The organism is Mesorhizobium sp. M0018 (assembly GCF_040323955.1).
GTDB lineage: Bacteria > Pseudomonadota > Alphaproteobacteria > Rhizobiales > Rhizobiaceae > Mesorhizobium.
Window position 1 is genome coordinate 18,766 of the sequence record NZ_JAMYVL010000009.1, and the last position, 19,718, is coordinate 38,483.

Annotated in this window: 25 protein-coding genes; 15 read left to right on the plus strand and 10 right to left on the minus strand. The window is 63.3% G+C overall.

Going from position 1 to position 19,718, the window contains the following annotated elements; genetic code table 11:
• Positions 1–133: 133 nt before the first annotated feature.
• From ccmA to NKJ81_RS14525, 5 genes are all read left to right on the plus strand, one after another.
• Entirely contained in the window at positions 134–733 is a 600-nt protein-coding gene (gene ccmA, locus NKJ81_RS14505; protein ID WP_352540815.1) for a heme ABC exporter ATP-binding protein CcmA, read from the plus strand.
• 37 nt (positions 734–770) lie between these two features.
• Positions 771–1,436 carry a heme exporter protein CcmB gene (gene ccmB, locus NKJ81_RS14510; RefSeq protein ID WP_352470824.1) on the plus strand — a complete coding sequence of 222 codons (666 nt, stop codon included), beginning with the start codon at positions 771–773 and terminating at the stop codon, positions 1,434–1,436.
• Positions 1,437–1,562: 126 nt separating this feature from the next.
• On the plus strand, positions 1,563–1,730 hold the full coding sequence (ccmD, locus tag NKJ81_RS14515; RefSeq protein WP_352456348.1) for a heme exporter protein CcmD: 168 nt from the start codon (positions 1,563–1,565) through the stop codon (positions 1,728–1,730).
• Positions 1,727–2,302 carry a DsbE family thiol:disulfide interchange protein gene (locus NKJ81_RS14520; RefSeq protein WP_352540816.1) on the plus strand — a complete coding sequence of 192 codons (576 nt, stop codon included), beginning with the start codon at positions 1,727–1,729 and terminating at the stop codon, positions 2,300–2,302. Before ccmD ends, NKJ81_RS14520 begins: the two co-directional genes overlap by 4 nt.
• A 15-nt stretch (positions 2,303–2,317) precedes the next feature.
• Positions 2,318–3,361, plus strand: a complete 1,044-nt coding sequence (locus NKJ81_RS14525) for a DUF2332 domain-containing protein (protein WP_352491646.1) — start codon at positions 2,318–2,320, stop codon at positions 3,359–3,361.
• A gap of 16 nt (positions 3,362–3,377) precedes the next feature.
• Here the strand turns inward: NKJ81_RS14525 and NKJ81_RS14530 are convergent, their stop codons facing one another.
• A complete protein-coding gene (locus NKJ81_RS14530) occupies positions 3,378–3,545 on the minus strand; it encodes a hypothetical protein (protein ID WP_023721879.1) in 168 nt (55 codons plus the stop codon).
• A 264-nt stretch (positions 3,546–3,809) separates the two neighbouring features.
• Between NKJ81_RS14530 and NKJ81_RS14535 the strand changes: the two genes are divergently transcribed.
• Positions 3,810–4,727, plus strand: coding sequence for an SMP-30/gluconolactonase/LRE family protein (locus tag NKJ81_RS14535; RefSeq protein WP_352491644.1), 918 nt, complete (start codon positions 3,810–3,812; stop codon positions 4,725–4,727).
• Between the two features lie 32 nt (positions 4,728–4,759).
• Positions 4,760–4,969 (plus strand): tautomerase family protein, encoded by a 210-nt coding sequence (locus NKJ81_RS14540; RefSeq protein ID WP_352540817.1) that lies wholly within the window; start codon positions 4,760–4,762, stop codon positions 4,967–4,969.
• 107 nt (positions 4,970–5,076) lie between these two features.
• Here the strand turns inward: NKJ81_RS14540 and NKJ81_RS14545 are convergent, their stop codons facing one another.
• The 8 genes from NKJ81_RS14545 to NKJ81_RS14580 form a co-directional block, all read right to left on the minus strand.
• Positions 5,077–5,610 carry an NADPH-dependent FMN reductase gene (locus tag NKJ81_RS14545; RefSeq protein ID WP_352540946.1) on the minus strand — a complete coding sequence of 178 codons (534 nt, stop codon included), beginning with the start codon at positions 5,608–5,610 and terminating at the stop codon, positions 5,077–5,079.
• A 40-nt stretch (positions 5,611–5,650) separates the two neighbouring features.
• Entirely contained in the window at positions 5,651–6,271 is a 621-nt protein-coding gene (locus NKJ81_RS14550) for a pyridoxamine 5'-phosphate oxidase family protein (protein ID WP_352491642.1), read from the minus strand.
• Positions 6,272–6,361: 90 nt separating this feature from the next.
• Positions 6,362–7,027 carry a septation protein A gene (locus tag NKJ81_RS14555; protein WP_352540947.1) on the minus strand — a complete coding sequence of 222 codons (666 nt, stop codon included), beginning with the start codon at positions 7,025–7,027 and terminating at the stop codon, positions 6,362–6,364.
• A 60-nt stretch (positions 7,028–7,087) separates the two neighbouring features.
• Complete coding sequence (gene ftsY, locus NKJ81_RS14560) at positions 7,088–8,677, minus strand: signal recognition particle-docking protein FtsY (protein WP_352540818.1); 1,590 nt, start codon at positions 8,675–8,677, stop codon at positions 7,088–7,090.
• An 11-nt stretch (positions 8,678–8,688) separates the two neighbouring features.
• The gene (mtaB, locus tag NKJ81_RS14565) at positions 8,689–9,990 is read right to left on the minus strand and encodes a tRNA (N(6)-L-threonylcarbamoyladenosine(37)-C(2))-methylthiotransferase MtaB (RefSeq protein WP_031212717.1); all 1,302 of its coding nucleotides are present in this window, start codon (positions 9,988–9,990) and stop codon (positions 8,689–8,691) included.
• On the minus strand, positions 9,990–10,874 hold the full coding sequence (dapF, locus tag NKJ81_RS14570; RefSeq protein ID WP_352470815.1) for a diaminopimelate epimerase: 885 nt from the start codon (positions 10,872–10,874) through the stop codon (positions 9,990–9,992). Before dapF ends, mtaB begins: the two co-directional genes overlap by 1 nt.
• A gap of 74 nt (positions 10,875–10,948) precedes the next feature.
• Entirely contained in the window at positions 10,949–11,110 is a 162-nt protein-coding gene (locus NKJ81_RS14575; RefSeq protein ID WP_031195454.1) for a DUF1328 family protein, read from the minus strand.
• Between the two features lie 70 nt (positions 11,111–11,180).
• Positions 11,181–12,191, minus strand: coding sequence for an MBL fold metallo-hydrolase (locus NKJ81_RS14580; protein ID WP_352540819.1), 1,011 nt, complete (start codon positions 12,189–12,191; stop codon positions 11,181–11,183).
• 306 nt (positions 12,192–12,497) lie between these two features.
• Between NKJ81_RS14580 and NKJ81_RS14585 the strand changes: the two genes are divergently transcribed.
• Positions 12,498–13,037, plus strand: a complete 540-nt coding sequence (locus NKJ81_RS14585; RefSeq protein ID WP_352540820.1) for a protease inhibitor Inh/omp19 family protein — start codon at positions 12,498–12,500, stop codon at positions 13,035–13,037.
• Positions 13,038–13,181: 144 nt separating this feature from the next.
• Positions 13,182–14,384, plus strand: a complete 1,203-nt coding sequence (gene zapE, locus NKJ81_RS14590; RefSeq protein WP_352540821.1) for a cell division protein ZapE — start codon at positions 13,182–13,184, stop codon at positions 14,382–14,384.
• Between the two features lie 31 nt (positions 14,385–14,415).
• On the opposite strand, the gene NKJ81_RS14595 is transcribed toward zapE, so the two are convergent.
• The gene (locus tag NKJ81_RS14595; protein WP_352540822.1) at positions 14,416–14,844 is read right to left on the minus strand and encodes a GNAT family N-acetyltransferase; all 429 of its coding nucleotides are present in this window, start codon (positions 14,842–14,844) and stop codon (positions 14,416–14,418) included.
• Between the two features lie 232 nt (positions 14,845–15,076).
• On the opposite strand from NKJ81_RS14595, the gene mdh reads away from it, so the two are divergent.
• The 6 genes from mdh to sucD are packed head-to-tail and all read left to right on the plus strand — an operon-like array spanning position 15,077 to position 19,593.
• Entirely contained in the window at positions 15,077–16,045 is a 969-nt protein-coding gene (gene mdh, locus NKJ81_RS14600; protein ID WP_352540823.1) for a malate dehydrogenase, read from the plus strand.
• A 41-nt stretch (positions 16,046–16,086) separates the two neighbouring features.
• A complete protein-coding gene (sucC, locus tag NKJ81_RS14605; protein ID WP_352540824.1) occupies positions 16,087–17,283 on the plus strand; it encodes an ADP-forming succinate--CoA ligase subunit beta in 1,197 nt (398 codons plus the stop codon).
• Positions 17,283–17,774, plus strand: a complete 492-nt coding sequence (locus NKJ81_RS14610) for a hypothetical protein (protein WP_352540825.1) — start codon at positions 17,283–17,285, stop codon at positions 17,772–17,774. Before sucC ends, NKJ81_RS14610 begins: the two co-directional genes overlap by 1 nt.
• A 32-nt stretch (positions 17,775–17,806) precedes the next feature.
• Positions 17,807–18,178, plus strand: a complete 372-nt coding sequence (locus NKJ81_RS14615) for a cupin domain-containing protein (protein WP_352540826.1) — start codon at positions 17,807–17,809, stop codon at positions 18,176–18,178.
• 2 nt (positions 18,179–18,180) lie between these two features.
• Entirely contained in the window at positions 18,181–18,678 is a 498-nt protein-coding gene (locus NKJ81_RS14620) for a DUF1579 family protein (protein ID WP_352540827.1), read from the plus strand.
• Between the two features lie 12 nt (positions 18,679–18,690).
• Positions 18,691–19,593 carry a succinate--CoA ligase subunit alpha gene (gene sucD / locus NKJ81_RS14625; protein ID WP_352450172.1) on the plus strand — a complete coding sequence of 301 codons (903 nt, stop codon included), beginning with the start codon at positions 18,691–18,693 and terminating at the stop codon, positions 19,591–19,593.
• Positions 19,594–19,718: the final 125 nt, after the last annotated feature.

Here is a 19,718-nt window from a genome sequence, read left to right on the forward strand (position 1 = left end):
TCGGTTCCCGTGCCGACCGCTGGCACGGATGATGCGGATATAGAGAATTTTCTGGAATAGTTCTAGACACGGAATCGCCATTTTTGCTGCGGCGCACCGAAGCCGCGCCTGAACTTTCGGCGAAGGGGGACGGATGCGGCTGATCGCCGAAAATCTGGGCGGCGAACGCGGCGGCGAGACGGTATTTTCCGGCATCGAATTCGCGCTGGGGGATGGCCAGGCTCTGGTCGTCACCGGGCCGAACGGCGCCGGCAAATCGACGCTGCTCAGGATCGTCGCCGGACTGTTGCCGGTGGCGGCAGGCCGTGTGCGGTTCGAAGATGGTGGCGAAGACTTTGCGTCGGCGGCCTCGGCGTGTCACTATCTCGGCCACCTCAACGCGATGAAGACGGCGCTGAGCGTTACGGAAAACCTGTGCTTCTGGCGCGATTTTTCGGGCGCCGGTTCCGCGGGTGTTGGAGAGGCGCTGGAAACCGTCGGGCTGGGCGGCATCGGCCATCTGCCTTTCGGCTATCTCTCGACCGGGCAACGCCGCCGCGCGGCGATTGCAAAACTGCTGGTAAGCCACCGGCCATTGTGGCTGCTCGATGAGCCGACGGCAGGACTGGACAACGCTTCGGAGGAGAGATTCGGCGAATTGATGGGGAAGCACCTCGAGAGTGGGGGGATCGTGGTTGCGGCGACGCATTTGCCGCTTGGGATCGAGGGAAAGGAATTGAGGATGACCGGCTGATGTTGGCATTCCTTCACGGGCGAAAGCATCTCACATCATGCTAGCCCTCTTCCTGCGCGACATCCGCCTGAGTATCCGCGCCGGCGGCGGGGCGCTTACCGGCGTGATTTTCTTTCTCGCCGTTATCGCGACCATCCCCTTCGGCGTCGGTCCCGAGCTGAAGCTGCTGGCCCGCATCGGCCCGGCGATCCTGTGGATCGCCGCATTGCTGGCCTGCTTGCTCGGCCTCGACCGGCTGTTCCAGGCCGACCGCGAGGACGGCTCGCTCGATCTTCTGGTGCTTGGCAACGACCGGCACATGCTGGCCTTGACCGTTCTGACGAAATGCCTGGCGCATTGGGCGGGAAGCGTGCTGCCGCTGGTCATCGCCGCTCCCTTGCTCGGCCTGTTCATGAACATGGAGCCCATCGGCATCGGTGCGACGGCGCTGACGCTTCTGGTCGGTACGCCGGCGATCACCTTCATCGGTGCCGCCGGTGCCGCGGTGGCGGTGGCGCTGCCGCGCGGGGGCCTGCTGATCTCGGTGCTGGTGCTGCCGCTAACCATTCCCGTGCTGATCTTCGGCGTATCAGCAAGCTATGGCGCGGTGGCGAACCCCGATCCTTTTCTGCAGCCCTTCCTCATTCTCGCCGCGCTGACCCTGTTCCTTGCCGTGCTCGGGCCGGTGGCGGCGGCGCTGGCGCTGCGGCACGGAACGGATTGAGGCGTCGACTTCAGCTCATGCCTGCGGCGCGGCGAACAATTGCGGAGCCGATGGCGCGGCGTTAAGAGAAGACATGTCGGAACAAGGCGAGACGGACGGGTTGGAAAGCGCCGCGGAGCGAAAAGCATGAGCGTTCACGCCCTTTATGTCACCGCCGCCTATGCGATCACGGCCGTGGTGCTGGGTGGGCTGATCGGCTGGATTCTGCTCGACCAGCGCGGCCGCAAGCGAGAGCTTGCCGAGCTGGAGGCATCCGGCGTGCGCCGGCGCTCCGATAAGGCAGTAAAATCATGAGCACGGAAACCCAAACACCGGCGCGCCGCCGCCTGATCGTGCTGCTGCCGCTGGTGGTCTTTCTCGGGCTGGCGGGATTGTTCCTGGCGCAGCTTTTGTCCGGGCGCGACGTGTCGGAAGTGCCGTCAGCGCTGATCGGCCTGCCGGCGCCGCAGACCAACCTGCCGGCGCTCGAAGGCACCAATTTGCCGGGCCTCGATTCAAAACAGTTCGCCGGCAAGGTGACGCTGGTCAACGTCTTCGCGTCCTGGTGCGCGCCGTGCCGCGAAGAGCATCCGGTGCTGCTGGCGCTGTCGCAGGACAGACGCTTCGTCATGGCGGCGCTGAACTACAAGGACCAGCCGGAAAACGCCCGTCGGTTCCTTGGCGATCTCGGCAATCCATTCCAGGCGATCGGCGTCGACCAAGCCGGACGCACGGCGATCGACTGGGGTGTCTACGGCGTGCCGGAAACCTTCGTCATCGGCAAGGATGGCAAGATCGCCCATAAGCATGTAGGGCCGCTGACGCCGGACTCGGCGCGGACGCTGCTGTTACCCGAAATCGAGAAGGCGCTCGCGGCTGCGGGCTGAGACACCTGAAACGCGATGGACGAACGAGACATCCGCGATCATTTTCTGGCACAGGCGAAAGCCTGCGATGGACTTGGCTCGCCTTTCACCGCGAATTTATGCCGTGCGCTCGCTAAGGTTCTCGACGCAAACACCAGGACCGGGCAGGCGGTGCTCGGTTGGCCGGGCGACGCGCGCGCCGACGCCCTCGCATTGCGGCTTTGCGGCGCGCTGCATGGGTTGGTCCTGACGGGTGCCAATGAGCGATTGGCACTGATCTATCCGCCCAACCAGACAAGCGAATCCGAGATCGCGGCGGTGCTGCCGGAGGCAATTGCGCGATCCGACGAGCGGATCGTCGCCGGCCTCGCCGGTGCGCCGCAGACCAATGAAATCGCCCGGTCGGCGATGCTGCTGCCTGGATTTCTGACAGTCGCGCGGGAAACCGGCCTGCCGCTGGACTTGTGCGAGATTGGCGCCAGCGCTGGGCTCAATCTCCTGTTCGACAGCTTTCACTACCGCTACGGCGATGCCGAGTGGGGCGACCGGACCTCCACCGTTCGGTTGGCGCCGGAGGTGCGCGGACTCGCTGTTCCGCTTGGTGGAGCGATCGACGTCCGCCACCGCGCCGGCTGTGACATCGCGCCGGTAGATGTCGCCGACGCAGCCACACGGTTACGGCTTCGGTCTTACGTCTGGGCCGATCAGGCTACGCGGCTGGCCCGGCTCGACGCTGCGCTGTCACTTGCCGAAAAGTTTCGACCGCCACTTGTCAAAGCGGACGCGGCGGATTTTGTCGGGAAGGCGCTGGCCGCGCGGCAGGAGGGTGGCGCTTTTGTGCTCTATCATTCGATCATGTGGCAATACCTGCCGCGGGCGACCAAGGATGCGATCATCGTCGCCCTGGAGCAGGCGGGCAGACAGGCCACGGCCGCTGCGCCTATCGCAAGGCTGAGGATGGAGCCGCGCGATCCCACAAACAATTGGGCGGTACTCAGCCTGACTTTATGGCCGGGCGGCGAGACGCACCGCCTGGCCCATTGCGATTACCACGGCCGCTGGATCGAATGGGTGGGCTAAGCCCGATCCCATTCACTCAGCCGTAGATCTGCTTGTGGACCTGGTAGAGCATTTCTGAGCGGTCGGCGCGCATGTCGGCGAGGTCGCGGCTGCTGAAGCTGTCGATTTCGGCGACGAGGCGGTTGTAATGCCGGCGCTTGGCGATGCTGGCGCGAGCGCGGCTCATGAGGCTGTCGATGATCATAGCGAGTTTCCTTTTGCGCCGCATTTCGCGGCCAGTTGTTCCTCCCTTGATCGATACGGAGCATGACATAGTTATGGTGCATTGCAAAAATAAGATGTTGCAATGCACCATTGCGCTGGGCGCATAGCCGGTTAACGGGATGTGACCTGCCGTCCGGGCCAGCATTCGCATTCCATAATGCTCTGACGCATCATCGATCTTGCCATATCGATCGCAGGCTGGCTTGATCGCGCCCTTGCCAAGCGACTGCTACCGGGAGGAACCATGGCCAGCGAATTCTACGAAGTTCTCGATCCGCGCTTTTCGCGGCTGTTCAACGGCAATGCACAGGTCGACAGGCTGTTTACCGGCTGCCGATGGGCGGAAGGACCGGCCTGGTTCGCGGCCGGGCGCTATGTGGTCTGGTCCGACATCCCGAACAATCGCATGCTGCGGTACGACGAGACCGACGGCTGCGTCAGCGTATTCCGTCAGCCGTCCGGCAATTCCAACGGCAACACCGTCGACCGGCAAGGCCGGCTGGTTACTTGCGAGCATTCCGGCCGCCGCGTCAGCCGCACCGAGCATGACGGCTCGGTCATCACCATCACCGACAAATGGCGCGGCAAGCGGCTGAACTCGCCCAATGACGCGGTGGTCAAGTCCGATGGCTCGATCTGGTTCACCGATCCGAGCTACGGCATCGATACCGATTACGAGGGCGACAAGGCCGAAAGCGAAATCGGCGCCTGCCATGTCTACCGGGTCGATCCCGGCACCGGCGAGACCGAGGCGGTGATCACCGACATGGTCAGGCCCAACGGGCTCGCCTTCTCGCTCGACGAGCGCCAACTCTATGTCGCGGATACCGGCCGCACGCATGGTGCGCAAAATCCGGCGCACATCCGGGTGTTCAATGTCGGCCAGGGCGGCAAGACGGTCTCAGGCGAAAAGGTCTTTGCCGACTGCACCGCCGGCCTGTTCGACGGTTTCAGGCTGGATGCGGACGGCCGCATCTGGACCAGCACCGCCGACGGGGTCCATTGCTACGATCCAGACGGGACGCTGATCGGCAAGGTCAAGGTACCGGAAGTCGTTGCTAATTGCGTGTTCGGCGGCAACAAGCTGAACTGCCTCTACATCGCCGGCACCACATCGCTCTACATGGTCCGGCTCATGGTCAACGGCGCCAAAACCTACTGAGCGGCTGCCAAGCATATGCAAGGGAGGGAACCATGCCATTCGTGAATATCCGCCTGGTCAAGGAGGTGATTGCCGACGACCCGGCCGGCAAAAAGGCCGCGATCGCCGCCCAGGTGACGGCGGCCATCACCGGCGTCACCGGCCTGACCAACAACGATGTCTGGGTGGTTTTCGAGGAGGTCGCTGCACGCGACTGGTTCGTCGGCGGGACCGACGTCGAGACGCGGAGGAGCAAGGGATAGTTCCCGGCACAGATTGGCCGCAGCTCCTAGCGTCGTCATCCCGGGGGCGGAGCAGGAGCGAAACTCCGTCGCGGAGACCCTGGGATGGCGAAAGCACGGTCCGGCGTTCACCGCGAGCGGATGAACTCCGCGAAGGCGGATAGGGCATCGCGCATCGTCAGCCGGTTTTCCGGCTGCGATAAGATATCCTCCACCTCCGGCGGCTTCTTGCCGAGCAGCGCTATTTCGAGCGCTGCTTCCTCATGGAGCGCAAAAGACATTGTCCGCATGATCTCGATCAGTGCGGCGCGGGCAAACAGCGAGCGCGGCGAGGCATGCACCAGCATGGCTGGCTTGCCAACGGCGGCATCGCGCGACACCAGCCAGTCAAGCGCGTTCTTCAGGCCGCCTGGCACACCGTGAGCATATTCCGGGCAGGAGACGATGACGCCGTCAGCGGCGGTGACCGCATCGATCAGCACTGCTGGTTGCGGCGGCGTCCGCTCGCCTTCGTCGTCGGGGTTGAAGATCGGCAGCCGGCCAAGCCCATCATAGACGGAGACGCGACAGTCCGGCGGCGCGTTTTGCGCGAGTGCCGCGACCAGGGCCGAATTGGTCGAGGCGGCGCGCAGGCTGCCGGAGATGGCGAGGATGTTCAGCAAAGGAATGGAGACCGGCTTGGGCGATTCGTTGCCGGGCACGCTACCACATAGTCTCCCTGTATTCCTCATCCAGCCAGCGGTCGGTCGCCTCGGCCGAATCGGCGAGCGCCAGCTGGTCGCGCAGGATCTGGCCGAGCGTCGGCAGCGTCGCGCGGTCGTACCAGCTCTCCGGCTTCCACAGTTCGGAGCGCATGAAGGCCTTGGCGCAATGCATATAGGCGGCCTTGACCGTCACCACGACGACGCTTTGCGGCGCCTTGCCGTCGACCGCCAGCCGCTCGCGTAACGCCGCATCGACGGTGATGCGGGCATCGCCGTTGACACGCAGCGTCTCGTTCATGCCGGGAATGAGGAAGAGCAGCCCGACCGAGGGATTGAGAAGGATGTTCTCCAGCGTGTCGAGCCGGTTGTTGCCCGGCCGGTCGGGGATGGCGATGGTCTTCTCGTCGAGCACTGCCACAAAACCCGGCCTGTCGCCCTTGGGCGTCACATCGGCATTGCCGGCGCCGTCGGACGAGCCGATCAGCACGAACGGGCTCTTGCCGATGAATGAACGGCAGTGGCCGTCCAATGTCTTCAATTCCTTGCGGATCGAGCCGTCGGTCAGCCGAGGCGTCTTGTAGATCGTCCTCAACTCGTCGCGCGTGGTGATGAATTCCATGCCCCTCTCCCCTTATTCTGATGCAATTCCCTAGGGAAAACGCTACGCGCTTTTCCCGGGAAAACCGCTACACACTTTCCTGGAATTGCTCTATTTGCCGGCCTTCTCTTCCTTGCCGGCCTTGTCCTCGAGCGAATGGCGCAGGATCAACGGCATTTGGCTTAACGTGAAGACAAGGGTAATGGGAATCGTGCCCCAGACCTTGAAATAAAGCCAGGCTTCCTCAGAAAAGTTGCGCCACACGATCTCGTTCAGCGCAGCCAGAAAAAGGAAGAAGAGTCCCCATCGGAAAGTGAGCTTGCGCCAGCCTTCGGCGTCGAGATTGAAGGCGGAATCAAAGACATAGCCCAACAGCGATCTGCCAAACGCCAACCCGCCAAGCAACGTGATGCCGAACAGGCTGTTGATGATTGTCGGCTTCATGAAAGCGAAGGTCTTGTCCTGCAGCCACAGCGCCAGTGCGCCAAACACAAACACCACGATGGCCGAGACCAGCGGCATGATCGGCCAGCTGCGCGTCAAAATCCACGAAACGCTGAGCGATAGCGCCGTCGCCACCATAAAGAACGCTGTGGCAATCAGGATAGGCTCGCCGATATGGCCGAGGATCGGAAATTTCCCGACAAGCCACGCGCCGCGGATGGTGGTGAAAAAGAACACCAGACCAGGCCCGAGCTCGAGCAGGAATTTCAGGCCGGGGTTCAACGCCTTGCGGCGTGGATCGGACAGGTCGCGTTCGAGGATGGGTGGGCTCATAAGATCCTTCTTACGCATGATTCAATCCAAAAAGCCTGCAACTTTTCGGGATCATGCTCGTCAAGCCACGCCAGCGATCGCCCTGGCGAATTCGCTTGCGGAAAAGGGTTCGAGGTCGTCGACCTGTTCGCCGACGCCGATGAAATAGACCGGCAATTTATGCTTTGCCGCGATCGCCACCAGAATACCGCCGCGCGCCGTGCCGTCCAGCTTGGTCATCACCAGGCCGTTGACGCCGGCGACATTGCGGAAGATCTCGACCTGGTTGAGCGCGTTCTGGCCGGTGGTGGCATCGACCGTCTGCAGCACGGTGTGCGGCGCTTCCGGATCGAGCTTGCCCAGCACCCGGACGATCTTTTCCAGTTCCGCCATCAGTTCGGTCTTGTTCTGCAGCCGCCCGGCGGTGTCGATGATCAGCACGTCGGAGCCGGCCTCCTTCGCGCGCTCGAATGCATCGTAGGCGAGGCCGGCGGCATCGGCGCCGAGCTTCGAGGCAATGACCGGCGAGTTGGTACGCTCGCCCCAGATCTTCAGCTGCTCGATCGCGGCGGCGCGAAAAGTGTCGCCGGCGGCGAGCATCACCGAGAGGCCGCCATCGGTCAGCTTTGCCGCCAGCTTGCCGATGGTTGTGGTCTTGCCGGTGCCGTTGACACCGACGACCAGGATGACATGCGGCTTGTGGCTGAGATCGAGTTCTAGCGGCATGGCGACATGGGTCAGTACCTTCTCCACCTCGGCCGCCATGATGGCGCGGACTTCGGTGTGGGAGACGTCCTTGCCGTAGCGGCTGGCGGAGAGCGCGTCGGTAACGCGCAAAGCCGTCTCCATGCCGAGATCGGCGCGGATCAGCACGTCCTCCAGGTCCTGCAGCGTGTCCTCGTCAAGCTTCCGCTTGGTGAAGACGCCGGCGATGTTGCCCGACAGCTCCCGGGACGAGCGGGCAAGCCCGTCTCGCATGCGCTGGAACCAGGAACGCCTCGGCGCCGGTTCGGGCGCCTTCTGCGGCTCGGCTTTCTGCTCGACCTTCTTGGTTACGGTGACTTTGCCGGGGGCGGGCTTTGGCTCCGGCGCTGGTTGCGGAACGGCTTCCGGCTCGGGCTTTACCTCCCCCTCGATGGGAGGGTGGGGCGCCGGCACGACCTCCGGTTCGGGCGCGATCTCGGTCAAGATCGGTTTCGTCTCGGCCGGCGCTGGCTGGCGGATCGGGGGCGGTATTTCGGCGGGCGGGACTTCGCGCTCTGGCGCTGCAGAGGGAGCCTCGGTGGGCACTACCGGCACTTCGACGGGTGCAGGTTCCGGCTGGGAGGGGACGATTTCTGGCTGCTGCGGCTCGGCCCGGATCTCCTCCGGTTCCTCAGCAGGCGTTTCCGGCTCGGGTGGAATGGTCGGCGGCGGCTCAGGCTTCTGCTCTTCCGGCGCCGGTTGCGGTGCCGGAGGCAACTCTGGTTCGACTGGCGGTGGAGGTACGGCTTCGACTTCGGGCCGCGATTCTTCGCGTTTCAAAAACTCCGGGACGGCCTGCTCGGCGGCCGGTTTCAGCGCCTCCAGTTCGTCCCATTTGATCGGCGGCAGCGGCGCGGCCTCGTCGGGCCGCTCCTCGACGACTTCCTTCTTGCCGAACGAAAATATCTTCTTGAAAAACCCAGCCATGTCTTGCGCTCTCAGGCGGCGCGGGCGGCAAGCGGCGCGGCGATCAGTCGGATACCGTCATGGCCGGCGATATCAGCCTCGACAATGTCGCCCGGAGCGCCGGCAGAGACCGCGGCCAGCGTAAACCCTTCGGTGCGGCCAAGGCCGTCACGCTCGACCAGGATCGACTGATGCGTTCCAGCGAGCGAGGCAAGATGGCGGCGATAGGCGGCCTCGCCGGCGGCGCGCAGGCGTGCCGCGCGTTGCTTGACGACGTCGCGGCGGAGCTGCGGCATGCGCGCGGCGGGCGTGCCCTGGCGCGGCGAAAACGGGAAGACGTGGAGATGCGTGAGGCCGCATTCCTCGACGATCTCCAGCGAGTTTTCGAACATGGCGTCCGTCTCGGTCGGGAAGCCGGCGATGATGTCGGCGCCGAAAACAATGCCGGGGCGCAGTTTGCGCACATCCTCGCAAAAGCGGATCGACTGGTCGCGGCTGTGCCGGCGCTTCATCCGCTTCAGGATCATGTCGTCACCCGATTGCAGCGACAGATGCAGATGCGGCATCAGCCTCGGCTCGGTGGCGATGGCGTCCAGCAGATCGTCGTCGGCTTCGATCGAGTCGATCGAGGAAAGCCGCAGGCGTTTCACGTCCGGCACCTGCTTCAGGATGGTCTTGACCAATTTGCCGAGCTTCGGTGCGCCCGGCAGATCGGCGCCAAAACTGGTCATGTCGACGCCCGTCAGCACGATCTCGGCATAACCATTGCCGACGAGTCGCTTGATCTGCTCGACCACGGCGCCCATCGGCACCGAGCGCGAATTGCCGCGACCGTACGGAATGATGCAGAAGGTGCAGCGGTGGTCGCAGCCGTTCTGCACCTGGACAAAAGCGCGCGCCCGGCCCTCGATGGCGTCGACCATGTGGGCGGCCGTCTCGCGCACCGAAAAGATATCGTTGACGCGCGCCTTCTCAGTGTCGTTGACGCCGAAATCCGGCAACGCGCGATAGGAATGCGCCTTCAGCTTTTCCTCATTGCCGAGGACGAGATCGACCTCGTCCATGGCGACGAAATCCTGCGGGCCGGTCTGCGCGGCGCAGCCGGTAACGATGATGCGGGCAGCCGGGTTCTCACGGCGGGCTTTTCTGATCGACTGCTTGGCCTGGCGTACAGCCTCGCCGGTGACGGCGCAGGTGTTGAAGATGATGGCGCCGCCTTCGAGGCCGCCGAGGCCCGCACTTTCGGCTTCACGCCGCATCACCTCGGATTCATAGGTGTTCAGCCGGCAGCCGAAGGTGACGACCTCGATACCCTTGTTGCCAAGAGGAGCCATCAGGCGGCGCTTTCGGTGTCGCGCGCCCACGCCCCGGTCGACGGATCGAAGCTGCCGGAAAATTCCCATTCGGCGGCACCGGTGAGGATGACGTGGTCGTCGTCGCGCCACAAAACATGCAGCGAGCCGCCGCCGGGCGTCATCAGCGTGACGCCGCGGCCGGTACGCCGGGTGCGGGACGCGGCGACTACAGCGGCGCAAGCAGCCGTGCCGCAGGCCTTGGTCAGGCCGGCGCCGCGCTCCCAGGTGCGGATGGCCATGGTCTCCGGCGAGGTCACCTGCGCGATGGTGATGTTGGCGCGCTCGGGGAAGATCGGGTGGTTTTCGAGCAGCGGGCCGAAGCGCTCGAGCTCGTACGACCAGACGTCGCGGTCGACCCAGAAGATGGCGTGCGGATTGCCCATCGAGACGACCGACGGCGAATGCAGCACCGGAGCATCGATCGGGCCGATCTGCAGCTCGATCATGCGGGTGTCGCGGAATTCCTCGGCCAGCGGGATGTCCTGCCAGCCAAAGCGCGGCCTGCCCATGTCGACCGAGATCATTCCGTCGGCATGTTCCTCGGCATTGAGGATGCCGGCGACTGTTTCAAAGGCAAATGTCTTCTGGCCGGTCTCGGCGGCGAGCGCCTGGACGACACAACGCATGCCGTTGCCGCAGGCTTGCGCCCTGGTTCCGTCGGAATTCAAGATGTCGATGAAAAAGGCGGTGCCCGGCGTCCTGGGGTCGTGGATCGCCATGATCTGGTCGAACCTGGTCGCCGCATCGGCATTAAGCGCGACGGCTGCCGCAGGCGTCACGCGATCGGCACGGCCACGCATATCGGCAACGATGATTTCGTTGCCGATGCCGTTCATCTTGGCGAAAGGGGCCGCGCTTGCCATCGATCGAAAGGTCTCTTGCCGGTTTGGCGCCTATATGGCGGATAGCGGCAGAAATTACCAGCGCGGCGTGATTTTCAAGTCACCGCGAAGACGCCAAGCACGATCAGCAGGAAGATAATCAGCACGATGCCGATGAGGATGCGTGCGCCGGTGGCAGCGGCTCCGGCCAGTGCCGGCATGCCGAGCAGGCTCGCCGCGGCCGCGATAATCAAAAGAATGATGATCCACCTGATCATGAGAGACACCTCGTAGGCGACAGGTTTGAACACCTACAAACGTCTATGTGATGCCTTAGGTTCCGCCGCGCTAGACCGCCGGCACGTCCCAGACTTCGCCCGGCCGCAAGGCGCGAAAACGTTGCCGCGGCAGGCCGGCAGCATCGAGCGCTTCGCCGAGCTTTCTGGGCGGCTCGTCGATCGGCTCGTTGGTGAGCCGGAACGTGCCCCAGTGACAGCCGGCTGCATAGGCGGCGTTGCACAAAAGCATGCCTTGCACCGCCTCCTCCGGATCCTGGTGATGTGGCGCCATGAACCAGCGCGGCTCGTAGGCGCCGATCGGCAGGATGGCGAGGCGGAAGCCGCCGTGCTTTTGCGCCATCAGCCGGTAATTGATGCCACCGTGGAAGCCGGTATCGCCGGCGAAATAGATCTTTGCGTCGGGTGTCTCGACGACGAAACCCGCCCACAGCGCCATGCGCCGGTCGCGAGTACCGCGGGCCGACCAGTGGTGCACCGGCTCGACATGGACGGCGACGCCATCGCCGATATCGACCCGGTCGCCCCAGTCATGCGCGGAAAGCCTCATACGGGGCACGGCAGCGCCGATGATCGTGTCGTTGCCGAGCGGCGTCAGCAGCAGCGGGTCATGTCTTGTCTTCAGGCGCTTCAGCGTGGCGAGATCGAGATGGTCGTAATGGTTGTGACTGACCAGCACGAGGTCGATCGGCGGCAAATGCGAAAACGCGATGCCCGGCGGATTGACACGTTTCGGCCCGGCGAAGGAGAGCGGCGAGACGCGTCGCGACCAGACTGGGTCGGTCAGGATGTTCAGGCCGGCTGTCTGGACGAGCAGCGAGGAATGACCGACCATGGTGAGGCGCAGCGCAGAACCATCGATGCGCTCGACCGGTCTTGCCGGTGGAAACGGGCTCGGATCCGCCGCCGGCCATTTCGAGCGCTCGCGGCTCAATTGCCATTTCAACAGATCGGCAAAGCGACCCGGCGGCCGTCCGTCGGGATTGAAGAACAAGGTGCCGTCGAAATGATCGCTGGGCGGCCCGCTGTAATAGCGGTTGGCGGCTCTCTTTCTCGCGGCCAAGAAATCGGCTCCCTGCAGTTTGCTGATCGCCAAGAGATAATGCCGGCGCCGGCCCGCACAAGCATTTGAGGTGAACGCCAGGGATTTGGCGCCAGCGCGCCGTATCGAAATCAACCGGAGGTGTCGGCCAAACGGCCAAGGCGTAACGCAATTTCAGGCAATGTGAATTTTGCGATAAATTTGCAACATTACCGGCGCAAACCGTATTTTAACCATATCGGGTTGAAATTTCGCCACCTTCTCCATCTTGGTGAGGGGGACATTGCGCGGACGGCATCCCCAGCCCGATCCGACGGAGGTTGAAGAATGAAATTTTCGAAAACCGGCCCGCTGGCCGTATCGTTGGCCGTGCTCGTTGCGAGCGGCTGTTCAACCTCACGGTTCACATCGATGGACGAGCAGCAGCCGGCGCCGCTGGAAGCTGCGCCCGCCGGCAAGGTGACTGCAAACCAGCTGCCGCCACCGGCGACACCCGGCCCGGCCGACCCGTCGAAATTTCCGACCGCGCCGCAGAACACGCAGGTCGCCTCGCTGCCGCCCGACGGGACGGCGCCGGCCGGTGCAGCCGACCTGACCGCGTCCAGCGTCGCCGGTGTTTGGAAGGCAAGCGTGTCCGGCCAGAGCTGTCAGGTGGCGACGCCGCAGACCAAATTCGGGTCGGGCTACCGCGCCGGACCGCTGCATTGCCCGGCGCCGCTCGATGGCATCAAATCCTGGAACGTCGCCGGCAAGCAACTGACGCTCTACGACGAGAATGGCGGCACGCTGGCACGGCTTTATTCCTCAGGCGGCGAGAAATTCGACGGCCAGACTTCCAACGGCCTGCCGATCTCGCTTACAAGGTAAGAAAACGGCCCCCATTGTTACGCAATTCCGGATGGAAAACCGTTACACACTTTTCTTGGAATTGCTCTCTTTTGTTTTTTACGCAATTCCGGACAGAAAACCGCTGCACACTTTTCTTGGAATTGCTCCGGAACGACGTGACCAATGCATCTGCGTGACGGCCTCCAGACTCATGCGACCGTCAAGCAGCGCTATGACCATCTAGTCGAGACGGGCGCCATCGGGCGCGATCCGGCGCAGGAGCGGATCGCCGCTGCGCTCGACCGGCTGATCGAAGAGATATCGGCAAAGCGGCTGGCGCAGAAATCAAGCGCGCTGGGGTGGTTGTTCGCCCGCAAGCGCGAGGTGCACCAGGCGGTCAAGGGCCTTTATATCCATGGCGGCGTCGGCCGCGGCAAGACCATGCTGATGGACATGTTTTTCGAGCTGCTGCCGGTGCGGCGCAAGCGCCGGGTGCATTTCAACGACTTCATGGCCGACGTGCAGGACCGCATCCAGAAGCACCGACAGGCTCGCAAGAACGGCACGGCCAAGGAGGACGATCCGATCCCGCCGGTGGCGCGCGCGCTGGCCGAGGAAGCCTGGGTGCTATGCTTCGACGAGTTCTCCGTCACCGACATCGCCGATGCGATGATCCTGTCAAGGTTGTTTTCGGCGTTGTTTGCCAATGGCGTGGTGCTGGTTGCCACTTCCAATGTTGCGCCGCAGGATCTCTACCGCGACGGCCTGAACCGTCAGTTGTTTTTGCCGTTTGTCGCTATCCTGGAGCGCCACGCGCAGGTGCTGGCGCTGGACGCCGATAAAGATTACCGCCTCGACAAGCTCAGCCGCATGCCGGTCTACATCACCGCGGCCGATGCCGCCGCCGACCATGCGCTCGACCACGCGTGGGCGGTGATGACGCATGGCAGGCCGACGGCCGAGACGATGTTGACGGTGAAGGGCCGGCACGTCGTGGTGCCGCGTTCTGCCGGCGAGGCGGCGCGGTTTTCCTTCGCCGATCTCTGCGAGAGGCCGCTCGGCGCCCGCGACTATCTTGCCATTGCCAGCCGTTTCTCGACCATCTTCATCGACCGTGTGCCGGTGCTCGGCGAAGGCAAGCGCAACGAAGCCAAGCGCTTCATCCTGCTGGTCGATACGCTCTACGATCATCATGTACGGCTGGTGCTGAGCGCCGCGGCACCGCCGGCGCAGCTCTATACGGCCAAGCGCGGCAACGAAGTCTTCGAGTTCGAGCGCACGGCATCGCGGCTGATCGAGATGCAGAGCCACGACTGGCTGGAGAACTGGGCGGAGAGGCAGGGGGCGCAGGGATCATCGACCGAGGCACGGCAGGCTCAGGCGTGAGGGATAGTACAGAAGGGGTCGCTGCCGCCGGCTATAACCGATAAACATACATGACGAACCCCTCCGCCGGCCCATGCGGCTCTTTTCGCGACTCGTAAAGTGCGCGAGCAGCAACATTGTCCGGCTCGGTGCCGACCCACGCCTCCTCACAGCCATGCTCGCGACCGAGTGCCAACATGGCGCCGAGCATCCTCGTCGCAATGCCCAGGCGTTGAAAGGCCGGCGCCACGCCGACCTCGTCTATGTAGAGTTCGCTCACCTTGTCCGGGTGGCGGTGGATGACGGCTGCGCATTGGCCAACGACGATGCCGTCGGCGACGGCCACGACCATGAAATGACCTGGCTCCGCGAGATAGGCGGAGAGCCGATCCGGCCTGACCGGCTCGTCGAAGACTTCGTCGGCAACCCGCATCACAAGGGCGTCATCGCCAGGAAACAGCCTTCTGATTTCCAGTGCCATTGTGTAGAATTCCTCTAGTCGGCTTCAGAATTTTGACGTTTACGTAATTCCCATTGTTTCTAACCGATTGAAATTACTCACTCCAAAATAATCGTTTGAATTTTTGTGCGGCCGGGGCTATTGCGTGCGGCGAATTTCGCGGTTCCGCAGCATTCCGGCCTCTTCCTCCGACGCCGTCATCAAATCGTCAAGGATTTGGGCGCCGTCATAGTCAAAGGGAAAACATCCTGACATGGCACGCAACAAGATAGCGCTCATCGGCTCGGGCATGATCGGCGGCACCCTCGCCCACATGGTCGGCCTCAAGGATCTCGGCGACGTCGTGCTGTTCGATATCGCCGAAGGCATCCCGCAAGGCAAGGGACTGGACATCGCGCAGTCGTCGCCGGTCGATGGGTTCGACTCGAGGCTGACCGGCGTCAACGACTATGCCGGCATCGAGGGCGCCGATGTCTGCATCGTCACCGCCGGCGTGCCGCGTAAGCCCGGCATGAGCCGCGACGATCTTCTAGGCATCAATCTGAAGGTGATGGAGCAGGTCGGCGCCGGCCTCAAGAAATACGCGCCGAAAGCCTTCCTCATCTGCATCACCAATCCGCTCGACGCCATGGTCTGGGCGCTGCAGAAGTTTTCCGGCCTGCCCAAGAGCCATGTCGTCGGCATGGCCGGTGTGCTCGACAGTTCGCGCTTTCGTTATTTCCTGGCCGAGGAATTCAAGGTCTCGGTCGAGGACGTCACCGCCTTCGTGCTCGGCGGCCATGGCGATTCCATGGTGCCGATGATCCGCTATTCGACGGTTGCCGGCATCCCGCTGCCCGACCTCATCAAGATGGGCTGGACCTCGAAAGAGCGGCTCGACCAGATCGTGCAGCGCACCCGCGACGGCGGCGCCGAGATCGTCGGCCTGCTCAAGACCGGCTCCGCCTTTTATGCGCCGGCCGCCTCGGCCATCGCCATGGCCGAAGCCTATCTCAAGGACAAGAAGCGGGTGCTGCCCTGTGCGGCGTACCTCTCCGGCCAATATGGCGTCAAAAACACCTATGTCGGCGTTCCCGTGGTAATCGGCGCCGGCGGCGTCGAGCGGATCATCGAGATCGAGCTCGCGAAGAGCGAGCAGAAGATGTTCGACAATTCGGTCGCGGCGGTGCAGGGCCTGTGCGACGCCTGCGTCAAGATCGCTCCGCATCTCGCGGCCAAGTAAGCCGGTACCCAAGCCCGCCAAGCAAGCTGGAGACATAGCGCATGAACATCCATGAGTATCAGGGCAAGGCGCTGCTGAAAGGCTTTGGCGCACCCGTGGCCGAGGGCGTGCCGGTGTTCAAGGCGAGCGAGGCGGAAGCTGCCGCCAAGGCGCTGCCAGGCCCGCTCTATGTGGTCAAGAGCCAGATCCATGCCGGCGGCCGCGGCAAGGGCAAGTTCAACGAGCTCGGCCCCAATGCCAAGGGCGGTGTCAGGCTGGCAAAGTCGGTGGCCGAGGTCGTCGCGAACGCCGAGGAGATGCTCGGCCATACGCTGGTCACCAAGCAGACCGGCCCGGCCGGCAAGCAGGTCAACCGGCTCTACGTCGAGGACGGCGCCGACATCGACCGCGAGCTCTATCTGTCGATCCTGGTCGACCGCTCGGTCGGGCGCGTCGCCTTCGTCGTCTCGACCGAGGGCGGCATGGACATCGAGGCGGTCGCCCACGACACGCCGGAAAAGATCATTACCGTCGCCATCGACCCGGAAAAGGGCGTGACGGCCGACGATGTGAAGAAGCTCAACGCCGCACTGAGGCTCGACGGCGACGCCGCCAAGGATGGTGCGACGCTGTTTCCGATCCTCTACAAGGCGTTTGTCGAGAAGGACATGAGCCTGCTCGAGGTCAACCCTTTGATCGTCATGAAGAACGGCCGGCTGCGCGTGCTCGACGCAAAAGTGTCGTTCGACAACAATGCGCTGTTCCGCCACCCCGACGTGCTCGAATTGCGCGACACCACCGAAGAGGACGAGAAGGAGATCGAGGCGTCGAAATACGACCTCGCCTATGTCGCGCTCGACGGCAATATCGGCTGCATGGTCAACGGCGCCGGCCTTGCCATGGCAACGATGGACATCATCAAGCTCTACGGCGCCGAGCCGGCCAACTTCCTCGATGTCGGCGGCGGCGCGTCGAAAGAAAAGGTGACGGCGGCGTTCAAGATCATCACCAAGGATCCGGCGGTCAAAGGCATCCTGATCAACATCTTCGGCGGCATCATGAAGTGCGACATCATCGCCGAGGGCGTCATCGCCGCGGTCAAGGAGGTCGGCCTGCAAGTGCCGCTGGTGGTGCGGCTGGAAGGCACCAATGCCGAGCTCGGCAAGAAGATCATCAACGACAGCGGGCTAAACGTGGTGTCGGCCGATGACCTCGATGACGCAGCCAAGAAGATTGTCGCGGCGGTGAAGGGCGACTGATGCATCGGTTGCTGGCCATAGCGCTCTGCGGCATGGCCTTTTGGGCCAGCGCTGCTGCGGCCGCGGATAGTTCGAAGTCGCCCGCCTGGATCGGCAAGAGGGTCAATCTCTTCATGAACTTATGTCCGGCAACGGCGCCCAGCTTCGGCCGGTTCAACGCGGTTGCCCGGCAAAGCGGGTTCAAGGCCGGATCCGACGGGCTACAAGTCTACAAGGCTACGGAAATCGTTGCCTCAATCAAGAGTTCGAACGGTCGCTGCGACTGCCTGGTCTCCTTCGGCACCAACGATCCGAAGCTGGCCGCCAACATGATCCTGAAAAGGCTTCTGACCAAATATGGCAGCAGTTTCCAAGCCGATGATGACCCCAAGTCCCTTGGTGAATTGAGAACGTCTGGCGGCAATTTATCGGTGCAGATCGTGACGATCCGGCGCGCCGGGGGCCGATGGATCGGTGCTGTCGTTCACGGAAACCAAAAATGCCCAGCTTGAAAACAGAACTTCAGGGTCAAGGTCGATAGGCGATGCCTCCGCACAAGATAAACCTCGTCGAGGCGGCGGATCAGAAGATCAAGAAGGTCTTCGATCCGCATATCGCCGGCGACGTGAACGACAGCCAGGTCAAGATCGCCAAATTCGGCGATGTCTTCGACTGGCACGCGCATGACAATGAAGACGAAGCATTCCTGGTGCTGCGCGGCCGCATCGCCATCGATTTCCGCGACGGCACGGTTGAGCTTGGCAGCGGCGAGTTCATCGTTGTGCCGCGCGCCGTCGAGCACCGGCCGCGCTCACTGAGCGAGGAGCCTGTGGTGCTGATGTTCGAGCCGGCGACGACGCTCAACACCGGCAACGCTAAGAGCGACCTCACCGTCGCCGATCTCAAGCGGCTCTGACCATGAACGCTGCGCCCTTCTCCTCACTCTCGGCCGATCACCAGCGCCTGCGGGCGCTGGTCGGAGCGTGGCGCGGCGAGGAAGAGGTGTCGGCCACGAAATGGGCCGATGGCGGAACAGCGAGTTCGGAAATACTGGCAGAGGCACAGTTCGGCGGCCTGTTCGTAGTGCAGCGCTATCGCCAGCGCCGCGACGGCACGGTTTCGTTCGGCGCGTACAGCGTGTTCGGCTTCGACCAGCAAAACAAAATCGTCACCATGCACCAGTTCGATTCGATGGGTTTCGTGCCGATGTCGCCGGCCAAAGGCAGCTGGAACGGCACGGAGCTGGTTCTGGAGCGGTCGTCGCAGCGCGGCTCCGCGCGTGTGACTTATATTTTCGACAATGCCGATGCCTTCGGCATGCGACTGCATTTCAAACCTGCCGGCGGCGATGGCTGGCAAGACATGGTGAGCGGCGTCTACCGGCGCGTCTCGCCTTCCTCGATCAACGGTTTTTAGAAAAGGGCTCCGATGTCCATTCTCGTCGACAAGAACACCAAGGTGCTGGTGCAGGGCCTGACCGGCAAGACCGGCACGTTCCATACCGAACAGGCGCTCGCCTATCACGGCACAAAGATGGTCGGCGGCATCCACCCCAAGAAGGGCGGCGAAACCTGGACCGGCGCCAAGGGCGAGGCGCTTCCGATCTTCGCCACCGTAGCCGAAGGCAAGGCCAGGACCGGCGCCAACGCTTCGGTCGTCTACGTGCCGCCGGCGGGTGCTGCCGAAGCGATCCTGGAAGCGATCGAGGCCGAGATCCCGCTGATCGTCTGCATCACCGAGGGCATACCGGTGATGGACATGATCAAGGTCAAGGCGAGGCTCGACCGTTCGACGTCGCGGCTGATCGGGCCGAACTGCCCCGGCGTGCTGACCCCCGACGAATGCAAGATAGGCATCATGCCCGGCAACATCTTCCGCAAGGGCTCGGTCGGCGTTGTTTCCCGCTCGGGAACGCTTACCTATGAGGCGGTGTTCCAGACCACCAATGTCGGCCTCGGCCAGACCACCGCCGTCGGCATCGGCGGCGACCCGGTCAAAGGCACGGAGTTCATCGACGTGCTGGAGATGTTCCTCGCCGACGACGAGACCAAGTCGATCATCATGATCGGTGAAATCGGCGGTTCGGCCGAGGAAGACGCCGCGCAATTCCTCAAGGACGAGGCAAAGCGCGGCCGCAGCAAGCCGATGGCCGGCTTCATCGCCGGGCGCACCGCGCCGGCGGGCCGCACCATGGGCCATGCGGGCGCGGTCATCTCCGGCGGCAAGGGCGGCGCGGAAGACAAGATCGCGGCGATGGAATCGGCCGGCATCAAGGTTTCGCCGTCGCCGGCCCGGCTCGGCACGACGCTGGTCGAGGCGATCAAGGGTTAGGGGAGTAAGGGAGTACGGGAATAGGGGAGTAGGGAACAAGACGAGGGCATTTGCCCTACTCCCTTACTCCCCTATTCCCTTACTCCCCTCCAACAAAGGAGACGAAGCAAAGGCTTCGACAGTGA